Annotated in this window: 16 protein-coding genes; 8 read left to right on the top strand and 8 right to left on the bottom strand. The window is 62.0% G+C overall.

The window, feature by feature from the left end:
* Positions 1–193 precede the first annotated feature (193 nt).
* A complete protein-coding gene (locus ASC86_RS19615) occupies positions 194–1,657 on the top strand; it encodes a L,D-transpeptidase family protein (protein WP_056325226.1) in 1,464 nt (487 codons plus the stop codon).
* Complete coding sequence (locus tag ASC86_RS19610) at positions 1,657–1,887, top strand: sulfurtransferase TusA family protein (protein WP_056325055.1); 231 nt, start codon at positions 1,657–1,659, stop codon at positions 1,885–1,887. The genes ASC86_RS19615 and ASC86_RS19610 overlap by 1 nt, the downstream gene beginning before the upstream one ends.
* On the opposite strand, the gene ASC86_RS19605 is transcribed toward ASC86_RS19610, so the two are convergent.
* Positions 1,884–3,008, bottom strand: coding sequence for a GTP-binding protein (locus ASC86_RS19605; RefSeq protein WP_056325052.1), 1,125 nt, complete (start codon positions 3,006–3,008; stop codon positions 1,884–1,886). The genes ASC86_RS19610 and ASC86_RS19605 overlap by 4 nt on opposite strands.
* A 16-nt stretch (positions 3,009–3,024) precedes the next feature.
* A complete protein-coding gene (locus tag ASC86_RS19600) occupies positions 3,025–4,116 on the bottom strand; it encodes a D-alanyl-D-alanine carboxypeptidase family protein (RefSeq protein ID WP_056325050.1) in 1,092 nt (363 codons plus the stop codon).
* A gap of 147 nt (positions 4,117–4,263) precedes the next feature.
* Here ASC86_RS19600 and ASC86_RS19595 point away from each other — a divergent pair, with 147 nt between their 5' ends.
* Together ASC86_RS19595 and ASC86_RS19590 are read left to right on the top strand one after the other, a co-directional pair.
* On the top strand, positions 4,264–5,427 hold the full coding sequence (locus ASC86_RS19595) for a M20 aminoacylase family protein (protein WP_056325048.1): 1,164 nt from the start codon (positions 4,264–4,266) through the stop codon (positions 5,425–5,427).
* Positions 5,428–5,434: 7 nt separating this feature from the next.
* Complete coding sequence (locus ASC86_RS19590; RefSeq protein ID WP_056325222.1) at positions 5,435–5,899, top strand: Lrp/AsnC ligand binding domain-containing protein; 465 nt, start codon at positions 5,435–5,437, stop codon at positions 5,897–5,899.
* 222 nt (positions 5,900–6,121) lie between these two features.
* Here ASC86_RS19590 and ASC86_RS19585 read toward each other — a convergent pair whose 3' ends face one another.
* Positions 6,122–7,162: an NAD(P)-dependent alcohol dehydrogenase gene (locus ASC86_RS19585; RefSeq protein ID WP_056325044.1), complete on the bottom strand. Its 1,041-nt coding sequence runs from the start codon at positions 7,160–7,162 to the stop codon at positions 6,122–6,124.
* A gap of 209 nt (positions 7,163–7,371) precedes the next feature.
* On the opposite strand from ASC86_RS19585, the gene ASC86_RS19580 reads away from it, so the two are divergent.
* Positions 7,372–8,313, top strand: coding sequence for an AraC family transcriptional regulator (locus ASC86_RS19580; RefSeq protein WP_056325041.1), 942 nt, complete (start codon positions 7,372–7,374; stop codon positions 8,311–8,313).
* A gap of 6 nt (positions 8,314–8,319) precedes the next feature.
* On the opposite strand, the gene maiA is transcribed toward ASC86_RS19580, so the two are convergent.
* Both maiA and ASC86_RS19570 read right to left on the bottom strand, forming a co-directional pair.
* Positions 8,320–8,937, bottom strand: coding sequence for a maleylacetoacetate isomerase (gene maiA, locus ASC86_RS19575; protein WP_056325039.1), 618 nt, complete (start codon positions 8,935–8,937; stop codon positions 8,320–8,322).
* On the bottom strand, positions 8,934–9,371 hold the full coding sequence (locus ASC86_RS19570; RefSeq protein WP_056325219.1) for a MarR family winged helix-turn-helix transcriptional regulator: 438 nt from the start codon (positions 9,369–9,371) through the stop codon (positions 8,934–8,936). The genes maiA and ASC86_RS19570 overlap by 4 nt, the downstream gene beginning before the upstream one ends.
* Positions 9,372–9,519: 148 nt before the next feature.
* On the opposite strand from ASC86_RS19570, the gene hmgA reads away from it, so the two are divergent.
* On the top strand, positions 9,520–10,857 hold the full coding sequence (gene hmgA, locus ASC86_RS19565; RefSeq protein WP_156387127.1) for a homogentisate 1,2-dioxygenase: 1,338 nt from the start codon (positions 9,520–9,522) through the stop codon (positions 10,855–10,857).
* On the top strand, positions 10,854–12,071 hold the full coding sequence (gene fahA, locus ASC86_RS19560; protein WP_056325035.1) for a fumarylacetoacetase: 1,218 nt from the start codon (positions 10,854–10,856) through the stop codon (positions 12,069–12,071). The genes hmgA and fahA overlap by 4 nt, the downstream gene beginning before the upstream one ends.
* A 247-nt stretch (positions 12,072–12,318) precedes the next feature.
* On the opposite strand, the gene hppD is transcribed toward fahA, so the two are convergent.
* Complete coding sequence (hppD, locus tag ASC86_RS19555; RefSeq protein ID WP_056325032.1) at positions 12,319–13,422, bottom strand: 4-hydroxyphenylpyruvate dioxygenase; 1,104 nt, start codon at positions 13,420–13,422, stop codon at positions 12,319–12,321.
* Positions 13,423–13,549: 127 nt separating this feature from the next.
* On the opposite strand from hppD, the gene ASC86_RS19550 reads away from it, so the two are divergent.
* Positions 13,550–14,011, top strand: coding sequence for an Lrp/AsnC family transcriptional regulator (locus ASC86_RS19550; RefSeq protein WP_056325030.1), 462 nt, complete (start codon positions 13,550–13,552; stop codon positions 14,009–14,011).
* Between the two features lie 135 nt (positions 14,012–14,146).
* Here ASC86_RS19550 and ASC86_RS19545 read toward each other — a convergent pair whose 3' ends face one another.
* On the bottom strand, positions 14,147–15,106 hold the full coding sequence (locus ASC86_RS19545; RefSeq protein ID WP_056325214.1) for a DUF2950 family protein: 960 nt from the start codon (positions 15,104–15,106) through the stop codon (positions 14,147–14,149).
* Positions 15,107–15,128: 22 nt separating this feature from the next.
* A complete protein-coding gene (locus ASC86_RS19540; RefSeq protein WP_056325013.1) occupies positions 15,129–16,580 on the bottom strand; it encodes a DUF3300 domain-containing protein in 1,452 nt (483 codons plus the stop codon).
* Positions 16,581–16,779 lie beyond the last annotated feature (199 nt).

Genomic DNA, 16,779 nt, shown 5'->3' with positions numbered 1-16,779 from the left:
GCCCTAACCATCGGGGAATATGTCGATAATCGGGAATACAGCCAAATCTTGGCCATAATCATGGGGTCAGGACATGGCAGGGCCGAGGCGGGCCTGCAAGGTTAATAATTTGTGAAGTATAAGGACGTATTGATTCCCTGCTCCGCCTGCGGGAATCGAGGCGTTTGATTGTATTCATAATGGGCTCTTGCTGATGCGTCTGAGAAATCTCGTTATTACCGCCGCTGTCGCCGCCTTGCTCGCAGGCTGCACCAACGAGACGCTGGATTCCTTCGACAAGGCCGAAGTCGACATCAAGAGCGTCAAGAACAAGACAACTTACGAGCTTTCCGGCCGGATCGTCGCCAATATGCAGGCGGCGAACATGCCGAAGACCTCCCCGATCATGATCCGCATTTTCAAGGAAGAAGGTGCGCTCGAAATCTGGAAGGCCGACGCCACCAACCGTTTCGCCAAGCTGCGCGAATACAAGATCTGCGCCTGGTCCGGCAAGCTCGGCCCGAAGGTGAAGGAAGGCGACCGGCAGGCGCCCGAGGGTTTCTATCCTATCAGCCCCGGCCAGATGAACCCGAATTCCAGCTATTATCTCGCCATCAACACCGGCTTTCCGAACCGCTACGACGCAGCGAACGGCCGCCATGGCACCAACCTGATGATACACGGCGCCTGCTCGTCGTCCGGCTGCTATTCGATGACCGACGAGCAGATGCAGGAAATCTTCGCGCTCGCGCGCGACGCCTACAAGGGCGGCCAGCAGACGATCCAGCTGCAGGCCCTGCCCTTCCGAATGACCGCGGAAAACATGGCGCGCCACAAGAACAGCCCGAACATCGACTTCTGGAACATGCTGAAGGTCGGCTACGACCAGTTCGAGATCACCAAGCGGCCGCCTGAGGTCAACATCTGCGAGAAGAAATACGTCTTCAACCAGCAGACCGACGGCAAGTTCAATCCGGCCGGCGCCTGTCCGGCCATGTCGACGCCGCCGTCAATGCAGATGGCGCTGGCGAGCTACAACAAGAAATACGACGAGGACTACGCCAAAGCGCTGAAGAAATATGACGGCATGGTGTGGTACGAGCCGAGCGAGGCCGAGCGCAAGGCGATCGTCGCCAAGGATCGCGTCGGCAAGGAACTCGCCTACGCGCCGACCGGCCGCTCCATCGACGCCGGTAAGCTGATGAAGGCGGAAGACCTCGCGGAACTGGAAGCAAAGCGCGCCGAACTGGCGGAAGCCAAGAAGGCGATCGAAATCCAGGCGGCGGAGCTTGAGAAGAGCACCCGTGGCGGCAAGAGCGTGCCGGTGCCGGCTGAAAACCCGATGCCCCGGCCGGTCGAGCAGGCCGCTGTCGAGGCTCCGGCCGCCAAGAAGAGCTTCTGGAGCCTGTTCGGCGCCAAGGACGTTGCCGAGCCGCAAGCGGCGCCCGTTTCCAACAGCCTGACGGAGGCCAACCCGGCAGCCGCTGAGAAGCGGGTGACCGAGACGGCCACGATCCCGGCCAAGGCGGCGCAGACGCCGGTCAAGGACGCAAAGCCCGCTGCGGCCGCGGAGACGGCAGCTGCCGCACCGCAGGCCGATGCGACCGTTGTCGCGCCGGGTGAGATGACCGTCGAACAGCCGCAGAAAAAACCCTTCTGGAAATTCTGGGCCAAGTGATGCCCGATGCCATCGTCTATGACCTCAAGGGGCTGAAATGCCCCTTGCCGGTCATGAAGACCCGCAAGCGCATGCAACTTCTGGCGCCGGGCGCGCTGATCGCGGTCGAGACCACCGATCCGCTGGCGGTGATCGATATCCCGCATTTCTGCCATGAGGACGGACATACGCTGGTCGAAAGCGATGCACTCGAAACCGGGCATCGTTTTCTGATCAGGAAGAAGACCTAAAGCTTCATTCCCGGCACGGCGAGCGGATTGTCTTCCAGGGCCTGACGGTCGGCTCTGTCGATGGACGGGCGGCCGGTGAAGGCGTCGAACAGGTCTCGCACGAAGGCTTCGTCCAGGCCCTTGGTGATGATGACCATGCGGGTGCGCCGGTCGTTCGGGTCCGGCCAGGCGGCGAGGCGCTGTGGTGTATGGAAGACGTTCTGGACGCCATGTAGGATCAGCGGCCGCTCCGGCCGGTCCGACATGGCAACGACCGCCTTCATCCGCAGCAACTTTTCGCCATGGGCCGAGCGCAGGAGATCGATGAACATGTCGAGCGCCATCGGCTCGATCGGCCGGTCATGGACGATGCTGAAGGAACGGATATCCGCACCATGGCGGTTGGCATCGTGATGATGATGGTGGTGGTGATCATGATGGTCGTGGTCGCAATGATCGTGATCGTGCGCCTCGTCCTGCAGCCAGCGGCCGACATCGGCGATCTTGGTCGCGGGATCGTAGAGCCCACAGTGAAACAGCTCGGCCTTGCCGGCAAGGGGCGTATCGCCGTCGATCAGCGGGGCTCGGGGGTTGAGCGCGGCAAGACGCGCCTTCAAGGCGTCCACCGCCTCCGGTGAGGCAAGCGTCGCTTTCGACAGCACCAGCCGATCGGCCATGGCGACCTGCTTCACGGCCTCTTCGTGATTGTCGAGCGTGGCAAGGCCGTTGACGGCATCGACCACGGTGACGACGCCGTCGAGCCGGTAGTTCTGCACGAGGATCGGATTGCCGATGACCGATTGCAGCACCGGGGCCGGGTCGGCAAGGCCGGTCGTTTCGATAACGACACGCTGCAGGGGGCGGATACGGCCGGTCTGCATGCGATCCATCAGGTCCGCCAGCGTATCGACCAACTCGCCGCGCACGGTGCAGCAGAGGCAGCCGTCGGAAAGCTCGATGATGCCGTCGCTGGAGGCCTCGACCAGCAGATGATCGAGCGAGACATCACCGAATTCGTTGATAATGACGGCGGTATCGGAAAGGTCCGGGTCCTTCAGGAGCCGGTTGAGCAGCGTCGTCTTGCCGGCGCCGAGAAAGCCGGTAAGGATCGAGACCGGCACCGTGTTCGAAGAGGCTGTCATGGCATGTCGGCCTTAATTAGAAGGTCGGGCGCGGAACCGGGACCGGGACGTTGGCGAGATCGCCCTCGCCGCCGGCGACCTGGCCCTTGGCATCCGCGATGGTGCTGCCCGGCAGCAGTTCCGCCGAAACCAGATTGAGCGGCCGGTCGATCTCGTGGATGAAAGGCGACAGCAGCTTTTGGCGGCCGGCCTCGTCGCGGCCTTCGCTGCGCACCTTTGCGGCATGCGCCGAGCAGATGTCCTTGCTGATATCGGCCACCATGTCGCGGGTTTCGCCATAAGGGGCGATCTGGCCGAGGCCCGGCTTGCCGGCGCTGCTTTCGGTCAGCGCCATCTGCATCATGCGGGCCGATTCGTCCGCGCGGGCGCCGAGGCTGTCGGCGCCGAGCACGACCGAGACGACGCTGCGGCCGTTGCGGGTGGCGGACGAGACCTGATTGAAGCCGGAGGCGCAGATGAAGCCGGTCTTCATGCCGTCGGCGCCGTCGAAGCGGCCGATCAGCATGTTGTAGTTCGGGAATTTCTTCTTGCCGGTCTGGAAGCCTTCATAGGCAAAATAGGGCGCATATTGCGGAAATTCGCGCTTGATGGTGATGGCGAGAACCGCAAGATCACGCGCCGTCGTATACTGGCCGGGGGCCGGCAGGCCGTTCGGATTGACGAAATGAGAGGACGTCATGCCGATGCGGCGCGCCTCGGCATTCATCATGTCGACGAAGGCGGGCTCGGAACCGCCGACAGTCTCGCCGATGGCAACCGCGATATCGTTGGCCGATTTGATCAGCATCATCTTCAGCGCGCTGTCGAGCGTCATTGCCTGGCCGGGCTTCAGATACATCTTGCTCGCCGGCTCGGAAGCGGCATTCTTGCTCATGACGACGGGAGATTCGAGCGTCAGGCGGCCGGATTTGAGCGCGCGGAAGGTTGTGTAGGCCGTCATCAGCTTGGTGAGCGAGGCCGGATACCAGCGCTGGAAGATATCCTGCTGCTCATAGACCTTGAGCGAATTGACATCGACGACCAGACGCGGATTGGCCATTGCCGGCAGGACACTCGACAGAGCGATGGCGCAAGCCCCCGCCAGAAGGGCAAGTTTTTTGCCGCCCATACGAATTGCACTGTTGACCACTATCGAACCTCGAAATCGGGAATTGCCTCGTGTCGCCCGGCTATTTAACCTATATGGCAAGGTGATGGCAAAGGCCTTTCTTCACGCCCCGGCCGTCTTAATGCCCGCAAGCACAGGAAAGACACGATGCCCATTCTGAACCGCGCCGCCGAACTCCAGAACGAAGTGACCGAATGGCGCCGCTACCTGCACACCAATCCGGAGCTTCTGTTCGCCGTCGAAAATACGGCGGCCTTCGTCGAAAAGAAACTCCGGGAATTCGGCGTTGACGAAATCGTGACCGGCATCGGCCGCACCGGCGTCGTCGGTTTGATCCGTGGCAATCTCGGCGAAGGCCGCACCATCGGCTTGCGCGCCGACATGGATGCGCTGCCGATGACCGAGACAAGCGGCAAGCCCTGGGCTTCGACCACAGCCGGCAAGATGCATGCCTGCGGCCATGACGGCCACACCGCCATGCTGCTGGGTGCTGCAAAATATCTTTCCGAGACCCGCAACTTCAAGGGCGCGGTCGCCGTGATCTTCCAGCCGGCCGAAGAAGGCGGCGGCGGCGGCAACGAGATGGTCAAGGACGGCATGATGGAGCGCTTCTCCATCGAAGAAGTCTATGGCATGCACAACATGCCGGGCATGCCAGTTGGCGAATTCGGCAGCCGCGTCGGCCCGATCATGGCCTCCACCGACGAGTTCATCATCACCATCGACGGGCGCGGCGGCCATGCGGCGCAGCCGCACAAGACCATCGATCCCATCGTCATCGGCTCGCAGGTCGTCAATGCACTGCAGACGATCGCTTCGCGCACCGCCGATCCGCTGGCATCGGTGGTCGTTTCCGTCACCAAGTTCAATGCGGGCTTTGCCCACAACATCATTCCCGAGCAGGCAGTGCTGGCCGGCACCGTGCGCACGCTGATGCCCGACATGCGCGACATTGCCGAAAAGCGCATCCGGCAGATTTCCGAAAATCTCGGCGCGGCTTACGGGGCGAAGGTCACGGTTCAATATATCCGCAACTATCCCGTCACGGTGAACCACGCCGCCGAGACCGCCCATGCGCTCGATGCCGCCCGCACCATCGCCGGAAGCGGCAAGGTTTCCGACGGCCTCGACCCGATGATGGGCGGCGAGGATTTTTCCTACATGCTGCTCGCCCGCCCCGGCGCCTTCATTTTCATGGGCAATGGCGAGACCGCCGGTTTGCACAATCCGGCTTACGATTTCAACGACGAGGCTATCCCGCACGGCATTTCCTACTGGGTGAAACTCGCCGAAACCCGGCTGGCCGGCTGATATGTCGATCCACGACATCGACAAGATCGATCGCAAGATCCTCAATATCCTGCAGGGCGATGGGCGGATCACCAACCTGGAGCTGGCCGAGCGCATCGGCCTGTCTCCCACCGCCACCAGCGAAAGGCTGCGACGGCTGTTGAAGGACGGCTATGTCTCGGGCTTCGGGGCGCGGCTCGATCCGCACAAGCTGGGCTTCGGCCTGCTCGTTTTCATTGAAGTGATGCTCGACAAGACGACGCCGGAGGTCTTCGACCACTTCGCCGATGCCATCCGCCGCGCGCCGGCGGTGCTGGAATGTCACATGGTGGCGGGCGGGTTCGATTACCTCGTCAAGACACGCTTCGAGGACATGAACGCCTATCGCAGTTTCCTCGGGCAGGTGCTCTGGACGCTGCCGGGGGTGAAGGAAACGCGGACCTATGCGGTGATGGAAGAGATCAAGAACGACGGGCCGCTGCAGCTTTTGTGAGGCGATGCTTCATTGCAGATTCAGAGCAAGCCACGCCCCTCATCCGGCCTGTCGGCCACCTTCTCCCCGCAGGCGGGGAGAAGGTGCAGGCGGCTGCCTCCGTTTCCGACCGCATCACCGTTGCGGTGGACGAGATAACGCCATTGGCAAATTCCGTCGTCCCCTCTCCCCGCGTGCGGGGAGAGGGTTAGGGTGAGGGGCATTTCAGCCCCCGAAACGCCTTTACAGCGTCGCCATGTCGATGACGAAGCGGTAGCGCACGTCGCTCTTGATGACGCGCTCATAGGCTTCGTTGATCTGATCCATGCGGATCATCTCGATTTCCGAAACGATGTCGTGCTCGCCGCAGAAATCGAGCATTTCCTGCGTTTCCTTGATCGAGCCGATCATCGAGCCGGCAATGCTGCGGCGGGCCGGAACCAGCGAGAACGCATGCACCGGCACCGGCTTTTCCGGAATGCCCAGAAGAACCAGGGTGCCGTCGACCTTCAGGAGGCCGGTATAGGCGTTCCAGTCGAGTTCGGCCGAAACCGTGCACAGGATCAGGTCGAAGGCGCCGGCGAGATCCTCGAACGTCTTCGGATCGGATGTGGCGTAATAGTGATCCGCACCGAGCTTCAGACCGTCTTCCTTCTTCGACAGCGACTGGCTGAGAACGGTCACATCGGCGCCCATCGCATGGGCGAGCTTGACGCCCATATGGCCGAGCCCGCCCATACCGACGATGGCAACCTTCTTGCCGGGGCCGGCATTCCAGTGGCGCAACGGCGAATAGAGCGTGATGCCGGCGCAGAGCAGCGGCGCGCTCGCGGCGAAATCGAGGTTTTCCGGAAGGGAGAGCACGTAACCCTCCTTGACGACGATGTGGTCGGAATAGCCGCCCTGGGTCGGCGTTTTTCCGTCGGCTTCGTAACCGTTATAGGTGACGACGAGGCCGGGCAGATACTGCTCGATGTCGACATCGCGACTGGCGCAGGTGGTGCAGGAATCGACGAAGCAGCCGACGCCGACGCGGTCGCCGACCTTGAACTTGGTCACGCTCGAGCCGACCTCGGTGACGATGCCGGCGATCTCATGGCCGGGCACCATCGGAAAGATCGAATTGCCCCATTCGTTGCGGGCCTGATGAATGTCGGAATGGCAAACGCCGGAATATTTGATGCTGATGACGACGTCGTCCGCATTCGGCGCGCGTCGTTCGAAGGTAAAGGGCTGAAGCGGCTTGGACGCATCGGTCGCCGCATATCCTCTTGCCAGGGCCATGGTGTGCTCCTTGAATGTCTTGGGATGGGACTGAAAGCCGGTGGCTTTTCCCGGCGCTACTATGACGCCGAACGCAAAAAGCCGTTAGAGCAATCCTGCAAAATTTTTGCACGATCCTGCAAAACATCCGACCGGCGATTTGCACGGACAGGCATCGTTCCTTACATCGGGATCATACACGAGACGAAGACCGGAGGAAACGTTTCACCATGAGCAACGGTACGCTTTCGCGCCAAGAAGAACTGATCGCGTTGATCTCCGCCTATGCCACCAGGGATGGAGAACACCTGACGCCGATCAAGGGGCTGATGATCAACCGGCTCTCGGGGGTCGGCATGCCCGTCTGCTCCGCCTTCAAGGCAAGCTTCGGGCTGGTGGCGCAGGGAACCAAGGAAGTCATGCTGGGCGACGAGACCTATCGTTACGGCGGCAGCGATTTCCTTTTGACCTCCCTCGACCTGCCGGTCACCAGCCGCGTCGTCGATGCGACAGCGGAGAAGCCCTACCTCAGCATCGGCTTCGAACTCGATTTCCGCCGGATTTCAAGCCTGATCCAGACGCTTGGCCTCGCTCCCGCGCCAGCCGATACCAGCGAACGCGGCATGGTTGTGACGCAGGTAACCGAAGAGCTGGTCGATGCGGTGATCCGGCTCTTGAGGCTGCTGGACCGGCCGGACGAGATGGCTGTCATGGCGCCGCTGATCGAACAGGAAATCCTCTACCGGCTGCTGTCCGGCCCGCAGGGTGCCCGGCTGCGGCGCATGGCGATGGCCGACAGCCAGTCGCACCAGATCGGCAGGGCCTGCGCCTGGCTCAAGGAATATTATGCCCTGCCGCTCAGGATCGAGGAGCTTGCCAATCGCGTCAGCATGAGCGTTTCCTCGCTGCATCATCACTTCAAGGCCGTGACCGCCATGACGCCGATGCAATACCAGAAGCGGCTGAGACTGCAGGAGGCGCGCCGGCTGATGCTGGAGGAGATGCTGGATGCGGGCTCGGCCGGGCATCAGGTGGGCTATGAAAGCCAGTCGCAGTTCAGCCGCGAATATGCCCGCCAATATGGCGAGCCGCCGCTGCGCGACGTCGGCCGCGCCCGGCGTTCGCTGTTCGATCGGCTGGTCGGCGGTACCGAGGTGCTGAGCGAGGGTTGAACCGTCTCAATGCGCCTGCCGGTCGGGATGGGCGGCGGCGAAGGCGGGCAGGGTTTCGAGATGGGCGCCGATGCGGCGTATCTTCGGCATGGCCGCAAGATCGACGCCCCAGCGCACGGCATTGTAAAGCTGCGGCGCCAGGCAGATATCGGCAAGTGTCACCCGGTTGCCGAAGCAGTGGTCGCCGCCGGCCAGCATGTCTTCCAGCGCGGAAAAACCCGCGCCGATGAAATTGCGCATCCACACCTCCATCGTCATGCCGCCGTTGGAATGGGCGATGGCGAAATTGACGACCCTCGGATTGCAGATGGGGTGAATGTCCATGGCGATGGCATAGGCGAGCGCACGCACGCGGGCGCGGTCCCGAAGGTCGTCCGGAAGCAGGCCGAGGCCATGCGCCTCCTCCAGAAACTCGATGATGGCAAGCGACTGGCTGAAGCGTTGGCCATCCATCTCGACAACGGGCAGGAGGCCTTGCGGATTGATGGCGTGATATTCGGGCGAATGGTGTTCCCCTTTCAGGAGGTCCACTGGCAGGCTCTCCCACGGAAGGCCGGCGATGCCGAGCGCGATGCGGACACGGTAGCTGGCCGAAGAGCGCCAGTAGTCATAGAGCCTGATCATGCCTTTTCTCCCAATAGCCGGTCCAGCGCCGCCTCCAGCCCGACGAAGGTCGGCCCAAGCCGGCGCTCGACATCCGCCTGGAAGGCGGCGGCAAGCGGCAGAAGCTCGGCCATAAGCGAGCGCCCCTTTTCCGTCAGCGTCAACTGCACCAGCCGGCGGTCGGTTTCGTTCACGCGCTTTTCGATGAACCCCTGATCTTCCAGCCGCGCCGCAGCCCGGCTGACCTTGGATTTTTCCATGCCGCCACGCGCCTCGACATCCCGGACCGAGACGTTTCCGGAATAAGCAAGATGCGCCATCACCCGCCATTCGGCATTGGAGAGATCGCAGCGCACGCGATAAATTTGCGCAAGCTGGTCGCTCAGGAACTGCGCCGCCGCCGCCATGCGATAGGGCATGAAGTGCATCAGGTCGAAGGGGAGTGCATCGTCCATGGTATAGTCCCATTTGCTTTCCATCAGTCGAAACCAAATTCGTTGCGTTTGCAACAAATTTCTTGACTTCATTGCAAATGCAACGAAAATGATGGGCGAATGAAATTGGGAGGAGATGGACATGAACGATCTCAATCTGCCGGCCGGCATGATCCGCGCCGTGGGCGTCGCCGGCCCCCATGACGGCTACATGCCCGGCTTCGGCAACGATTTCGAAACGGAAGCCCTGCCCGGCGCGCTGCCGCAGGGACAGAACTCCCCGCAGAAATGCGAATACGGGCTTTATGCCGAGCAGCTTTCCGGCACCGCCTTTACCGCGCCGCGCGGCCAGAACGAGCGCACCTGGTGCTACCGCATCCGCCCCTCGGTGAAGCACGCCGGCCGCTTCCACAAGATCGCCCTGCCCTATTGGAAAAGCGCGCCGCACATTCAGGACGACATCATCTCTCTCGGCCAGTATCGCTGGGACCCGGTTGCCGCCGGCAGCGAAGCGCTGACCTGGATCACCGGCATGCGCACCATGACGACGGCCGGCGACGTCAACACCCAGACCGGCATGGCCTCCCACATTTATCTCGTCACGCAATCGATGACGGATGAGTATTTCTATTCGGCCGACAGCGAGCTGCTCGTCGTGCCGCAGGAAGGCCGGCTGCGCTTCTGCACCGAACTCGGCGTCATCGATATCGAGCCGAAGGAAATCGCCATCCTGCCGCGCGGACTCGTTTACCGCGTCGAGTTGCTGGAAGGTCCGGCGCGCGGCTTCGTCTGCGAGAATTACGGCCAGAAATTCGACCTTCCGAACCGCGGGCCGATCGGCGCCAACTGCCTTGCCAACCCGCGCGACTTCAAGTCCCCGGTCGCAGCCTTCGAAGACCGCGATGTGCCCTCGCGCGTGGTGATCAAGTGGTGCGGCCAGTTCCACGAAACCTTCATCGATCATTCGCCGCTCGACGTCGTGGCGTGGCATGGCAATTACTGCGCCTATAAATACGACCTGCGAACCTATTCGCCGGTCGGGGCGCTGCTGTTCGACCACCCCGATCCGTCGATCTTCACCGTGCTGACGGCGCCTTCCGGGCAGGAGGGAACGGCCAATATCGATTTCGTGCTGTTCCGCGAGCGCTGGATGGTGGCCGAACACACCTTCCGCCCGCCTTGGTACCACAAGAACATCATGTCGGAGCTGATGGGCAACATCTACGGCATCTACGACGCCAAGCCGAAGGGCTTCGTGCCCGGCGGCATGAGCCTGCACAATTGCATGCTGCCGCACGGCCCGGATCGCAATGCCTTCGAGCATGCCTCCAACGAAGCGATGCAGCCGGTTTTCCAAGGCAACACCATGTCCTTCATGTTCGAGACCCGCTTTCCGCAGCACCTGACCGAATTCGCCGCCAAGGAAGCGCCGTTGCAGGACGATTACATCGACTGCTGGGACAGTCTGGAAAAGAAATTCGACGGCAAGCCGGGGATCAAAGCATGACGAGTTGGGTATCCTCCGCGAACGGCGATACGGATTTTCCGATCGAAAACCTGCCTTATGGCGTGTTCGACGACGGCGCCGGCCCGCGCATGGGCGTAGCGATCGGCGCTTTCGTGCTCGATGTCGGCAAGATCAAACATGGGCTCGATCCGGCGCTGTTTGCCGAGCCGACCTGGAATGCCGTCATGGCGGCGGGGCCGACGGTCTGGGCGGAACTGCGAGAGCGGCTGACCGCACTTCTGTCGGACGAGACGCACCGGGCGGCGGTCGAGCCGCATCTCGTGCCTCTCGAAAAGGTGGCGCTGCTGATGCCGTTCCGCGTCAGCGAATACACCGACTTCTATGCCGGCCGGCACCATGCCTTCAATGTGGGCACAATGTTCCGCGGGGCGGAAAACGCGCTTCCGCCCAACTGGCTGTCGATCCCGATCGGTTATAACGGTCGCGCCTCCTCGGTGGTGGTGTCCGGCACGCCCGTCCGGCGGCCGTGGGGACAGATCAAGCGGCCCGAGGACGAGCTGCCGCGTTTCGCCCCCTCCGCCCGCTTCGATATCGAGCTGGAGATGGCCGCGATCGTCGGCCAGCCTTCGGATGGCATGGTCTCCGTTGCCGAGGCCGATGCGATGATCTTCGGCTATGTGATGCTCAACGACTGGTCGGCACGCGATATCCAGGCGTGGGAATACCAGCCGCTCGGCCCCTTCCAGGCCAAGGCGACGGCGACGACGATCTCGCCCTGGATCGTGCCGAAGGCGGCGCTGGAACCGTTCCGGGTTTCGACGCCGACGCGGGAACGCGAACTCCTGCCCTACCTGCAAGAGCCGGGGCCGATGCTCTACGACATCGCGCTTTCGGTGGCGCTGGCGCCCGAGGGAAAGCCGGAAACCGTCATCGCCCGCACCAATTATCGCGAGATGTATTATTCGGCGGCGCAGCAGTTGGCCCATCACACCACCTCCGGCTGCCCGATGCGCGTCGGCGACCTGCTCGGCTCCGGCACGATCTCCGGGCCGGAGAAGGAGAACCGCGGCTCGATGCTGGAGCTTTCCTGGGGCGGCAAGGAACCGCTGACGCTGGAGACAGGCGAGATCAGGCAGTTTCTGGAGGATGGCGATACGGTGATTTTGCGTGGTGCGGCGGTCGGCAACGGTTATCGCATCGGCTTCGGCGAGGCGCGAGGGACTATCCTGCCGGCGCTGAAATTGCAGGATTGAGCGACGTTATTTGTCGAAATGCCCCTCACCCTAACCCTCTCCCCGCTCGCGGGGAGAGGGGACGACCGAGCAACTGGCTGCCCCACTCCGAGCTGAGATAATGAGCGATGTGCGGCATCCCCCTTCTCCCCGCCTGCGGGGAGAAGGTGCCCGACAGGGCGGATGAGGGGCCGCTCGCCCGTCTGAAGACAGAAAAGCCCCCGACAATCTCTTGTCGGGGGCTTTTCTGTTCACGTCCAAGCTTACCTTATTCGGCGGCGATCACGCCGCGCTTGATCTGGTCGGCTTCGATGGATTCGAACAGGGCGCGGAAATTGCCCTCGCCAAACCCTTCGTCGCCCTTGCGCTGGATGAACTCGAAGAAGATCGGCCCGATGACGGTCTTGGAAAAAATCTGCAGCAGAATCTTGGTCATGCCGCCGTTCACGACGCCTTCGCCATCGATGAGAATGCCGTGCACCTTCATGCGCTCGACCGGCTCGTCGTGGCCGTTCACGCGCTGATAGGACATATCGTAATAGGTTTCCGGCGGTCCCGGCATGAAGCGCAGGCCGTTGGCGGCGAGCTTATCGGTGGCATCATAGATGCCATCCGTTCCAACGGCGATGTGCTGGATGCCCTCGCCCTTGTACTTGCGCAGATATTCCTCGATCTGGCTGGTATCGTCCTTGGACTCGTTCAGCGGAATGCGGATCTTGCCGCAGGGAGAGGTGATCGCCCGGCTGACGAGGCCGGTGATGCGACCGTCGATGTCGAAGAAGTGGATCTGGGTGAAGTTGAAAAGGTTGCGGTAGAAATCCCACCACTTGTCCATGTTGCCGCGATAGACGTTGTGGGTGAGGTGGTCGAGATAATAGAAACCGACGCCCGCGGGCTTCGGATCGCGTTCGCCGATCCAGTCGAACTCGGCCTCATAGACCGAACCTTTGGCGCCGTATTTCTCGACGAAATAGAGCAGCGACCCGCCGATGCCGACGATCGCCGGAACATCCAGCGCCTTGTCATCGCCTTCATAGGGGGTCGCACCCTTGGAGACCGCATGCTTGAAGGCATGCTTGGCATCGACCACGCGCCAGGCCATGGAGGGGGCGCAGGGGCCGTGTTCATCGACGAAGCGCATGGCATGGCTGCCCGGCTCGGCGTTCAGCACGTAGTTGATATCGCCCTGGCGCCAGACGGTGATGTTCTTCGTCTTGTGGCGGGCAACCGGCGAATAGCCCATGCGCTGGAAAAGCTCTTCCAGTTTTTCAGGCTCGGGATGGGAGAACTCCACGAACTCGAAACCATCGGTGCCGGCCGGGTTTTCGGCAGTGATTTCAGAGACTGGCGCGTCGTGCGGAAAAGGGCCCATGAATTCCTCCCTTGGGGTTTTGATCCTCGGACAAGATAATGCGCCAGATCGGGTGCATTTAGCTTGCAATCTTCGGCGATTTTGCTGTTTTATTGCATGGATCGTGCATGAAACCGGGATATCGCGCATGAATACCGTTCTCGACCCCTACGACCTCAAAATCCTTGCCGAATTGCAGAAGGACGGTCGCCTGACCAACAACGAGCTGGGCGAGAAGATCGCGCTGTCGCCGTCGCAATGTTCGCGCCGGCGCTCTCGGCTGGAGGCGGAGGGTTTCATTCTCGGCTATCAGGCGATCGTTCGCCGCGAGAAGATCGGGCTGGAACTGCTGGTGGTGATTTCGGTGACGCTCGCCACCCACAACCGCGACAACGCCCAGCGTTTCGCCAAGCTGATCCGCAGCCTGCCCGAGGTGCTGGAGGCCTATTCCCTGACCGGCGAGATGGACTATCACCTGAAGGTCGCCTGCCGCGGCCTTGCCGATCTCTCGCGCTTCGTCAACGACGCGCTGCTGCCGCACGAATCCGTCCAGCACGTGAAGACCTCGATCGTGCTGGAAACGCTGAAAGATTTCCAGGGCTACTTCTAGAGTTTGTCAGGGAAAGGTTGGAACCGGTTTCCAGAAAAGACAAACGAAAACAAATAAATATAGAGTCTGTCCGGTTCAATCTGACCAGACGGACTATAGCCGGGCGGACCGGTTCGATCCGGCCCGCAGGGCGCATCATTCCGGCACGACCTTCCATGTGTCGCCGGGGTTGAAGGTGCGGATCTTGTCGGCGACCGCGCTCGTATCATCGCCGAGATCGGCTTCGTAGAGAATGCCGCTCTTGTTGATCACGAAGGTCTGGACGCCGGTGATGCCGTATTTTACCGGCCAGGCGACGAGGCCGAAGCCGGCGATCATGTTGCCGTTGATGATATAGTCGAACTTGCCGCCGGCGACGTTTTCGCCCTGCCCTGTCAGGATGCGGTAGCGGTAGCCGTTATAGCCGAGGCCCGCCTTGGCCTTCGCAAGCGCGTTGCCGTCGACCAGCCCCGCTCCTGCCGGGCTTTCGTCGCCATCACCCTGTTCGGAGGGCCAGTAGAGCCCGTCATGCTTGCCTTCGCTGCTGATCAGCTTCTGGGCATATTCCAGCACGCCGTCCTCGTCCCGATCCTCGGAGGCATAGTCCTCCTGCGCATCGACATAGTCGCGCATCGTATCGATGGTGGAGAGTTCGTTTTCGCCCACCCGCCGGTCGGCGATCTCTTCCAGACCCGCATAGGTATCGAAGCTCCACTTGCCGTCGTCACCCTTCACCAGCGGGAACGGCAGCGGCCAGAGCTGGTTTCCGATCTCCAGCACCTTGCCGCCGTCCTGATCCTCAAGCATCACCTTTTGCTTCACGCCGGCCTGGATATCGGCATAGGCGTCGGTTGCACCGTCGCTGGCCTTGGCCTTGGCGGCATCCAGCCCCAAAAGGGCCGCAAGCTTGTCGAAATCGCCGCTGCCGACCGCCTGCTTGAAGGCATCGACCGCCTTTTCGGGCGTATCGAACGTCGGCGGCGCCGTGGCGGATATATATTCGTCCAGCGGCGGATCGCTGTCGTCAGCCGCAAGGGCCGGGCCGGGAACCATCGCTCCGAGAAGCAGGGCCGCGCAAACCGAAAGCGTCAGCCGTTCAAGCGCCATTTTCATCATCGTCGCCTCCTGATCGCTTCTGTTACCGGCGGCGTCCGCCGCCACCACCACCCCGATGGATCTGCCGCCCACCGCCACCACCGCGATGGACCTGCCGTCCCCCGCCGCCGCCGTTCATGGATTGCGGCCGGCGATGACCGCCGCCCTGCATCGACTGGCGCCCGCGGTTGGACGATATCTGCGTCTGCCGCTTGTTGCTAACATTACCGACAGCGGAACGGTTGCCGGATTTCTTCTTGATGTCGCCGCCGGGTTTCGGCTTGTTGACCTTGCGGTTGGCGTTCTTCGGCGTATTGGCGACCTTGTTGCCGGCGGCCGGGCGATTGGCGGTCGCGTTGCCGTCCCGCCGCGCCGCCTGCCCTGCCCTGTTGCCGTCGCCCCGGTTTGCGGCCGCCCGCTCGCGGTCGGCGCGGGTGCGGTCTGCCTCCACCTTGCTCTTGCGGATATCGTTCGTCGATATCTTCGGCTTGTTCGTTATGCGGCTGCTATCGCCACGGCGCACGTCTTTTGCCCGGTTGGCGATGTTGTTGTCGCGATTTCCCTTGAATTCGTTCTTGAATTTCGTGCGGTCGATATTTGCGATCTGGTTCTTGTCGAACTTGATCTTCGACCGGTCGATATTCTTCCAGTCGACATCGCCCATCTTGAACTTGTCGCGATCGATGTCGATGTTGTTGAAGCACTTGTTGCAGTCGATATCGACATCGCCGTTCCAGCGGCCGCCCCAGACGCCCCAGTCGTCCCAATCCACCGTTGCCGCCCAGATGGCGGCGCCGGTGATGGCGGCGGCGAAATAGGGCGCGGAGGGATAATAATAGCTCGGATAGGGTTCGTCGTAATAGCTGATCGGCGCCTGCGCGTAACCCGGCTCATAGAGCATCTGAGGCTCGTATTTCGGCACGTAGATCTTTTCGGGATCGGCCGCCTGGATCACGATGTTCTCGCCCTGGGTCTCGACCTTCACCTTGTCGTCGGTCTTGATCACGCCGCTGGCGACCGCCTTGTCGCGCAGGTCCTGGATGGCGATCAGCACATCCTTCTGCTGGTAGCTGAGCGCGCTGCCGAGGGATTGCGTCCAGTCGAGATCGTCGCTCATCATCTTGACGATCTCGGGATAGTTGAGCAGCGAGATTACGCTGTCGTCCCAGTCGTCCTTCGGCTGCAGGTTCTTGTCCTTCTTTTTCTGGTCGAGGAAGCGCTGGGCCTCGATGATCTGCAGCGGATAGAGCGAGGCGGAGGTCACCAGCGCCACCAGCTCATCCGGGTAAAGCGCGATGCGCGCGACCAGCACTTCAAGCTCGTCGTCCGTCAGAAGATCGGGAGGCGCTTCGGCCTGTGCGCCGGCCGGGGTCGCGGCGGTGGTCTGCTGCTGCGCCAGGGCCGGTGCGGTGAAACCGACCGCAAGCGACAGCCCCGACGACAAGAGAAGGGCCGGGAAGATGCGCAAATAGGTTGAAAGGCCGTTTGATCGCATCGCATAAACCTCCACGCTCGGCAGCGCCGTCGAGCGGCGCATCTAGGGAGGGAACCGAAGGCGGGCCGAAAACCGGCAAGGCCACGGCAATGAACGGTGGCGATCGGAGCCATCGGCTCCTCCCATAGGCTCCCGCGCAAATCCTGCACCTTCGCCATCGTGCGTGGTAGTATGAGGCCCGTAGATACGTGTAACTTCG

Origin of the sequence: Rhizobium sp. Root1212, from assembly GCF_001424985.1 — a bacterium.
Taxonomy (GTDB): Bacteria; Pseudomonadota; Alphaproteobacteria; order Rhizobiales; family Rhizobiaceae; genus Pararhizobium.
This window is presented reverse-complemented; position numbering and strand designations above follow the sequence as displayed.

Bases quoted from the DNA above. Each gene is read 5' to 3' on its own strand.
- hmgA (WP_156387127.1), top strand. From the start codon at position 9,520: ATGATCCGCGCCGTGGGCGTCGCCGGCCCCCATGACGGCTACATGCCC.
- maiA (WP_056325039.1), bottom strand. From the start codon at position 8,937: ATGATCAGGCTCTATGACTACTGGCGCTCTTCGGCCAGCTACCGTGTC.
- ASC86_RS19605 (WP_056325052.1), bottom strand. From the start codon at position 3,008: ATGACAGCCTCTTCGAACACGGTGCCGGTCTCGATCCTTACCGGCTTT.
- ASC86_RS19580 (WP_056325041.1), top strand. From the start codon at position 7,372: ATGAGCAACGGTACGCTTTCGCGCCAAGAAGAACTGATCGCGTTGATC.
- ASC86_RS19595 (WP_056325048.1), top strand. From the start codon at position 4,264: ATGCCCATTCTGAACCGCGCCGCCGAACTCCAGAACGAAGTGACCGAA.
- ASC86_RS19540 (WP_056325013.1), bottom strand. From the start codon at position 16,580: ATGCGATCAAACGGCCTTTCAACCTATTTGCGCATCTTCCCGGCCCTT.
- hppD (WP_056325032.1), bottom strand. From the start codon at position 13,422: ATGGGCCCTTTTCCGCACGACGCGCCAGTCTCTGAAATCACTGCCGAA.
- fahA (WP_056325035.1), top strand. From the start codon at position 10,854: ATGACGAGTTGGGTATCCTCCGCGAACGGCGATACGGATTTTCCGATC.
- ASC86_RS19550 (WP_056325030.1), top strand. From the start codon at position 13,550: ATGAATACCGTTCTCGACCCCTACGACCTCAAAATCCTTGCCGAATTG.
- ASC86_RS19610 (WP_056325055.1), top strand. From the start codon at position 1,657: ATGCCCGATGCCATCGTCTATGACCTCAAGGGGCTGAAATGCCCCTTG.
- ASC86_RS19570 (WP_056325219.1), bottom strand. From the start codon at position 9,371: ATGGACGATGCACTCCCCTTCGACCTGATGCACTTCATGCCCTATCGC.
- ASC86_RS19585 (WP_056325044.1), bottom strand. From the start codon at position 7,162: ATGGCCCTGGCAAGAGGATATGCGGCGACCGATGCGTCCAAGCCGCTT.
- ASC86_RS19615 (WP_056325226.1), top strand. From the start codon at position 194: ATGCGTCTGAGAAATCTCGTTATTACCGCCGCTGTCGCCGCCTTGCTC.
- ASC86_RS19600 (WP_056325050.1), bottom strand. From the start codon at position 4,116: ATGGGCGGCAAAAAACTTGCCCTTCTGGCGGGGGCTTGCGCCATCGCT.
- ASC86_RS19545 (WP_056325214.1), bottom strand. From the start codon at position 15,106: ATGATGAAAATGGCGCTTGAACGGCTGACGCTTTCGGTTTGCGCGGCC.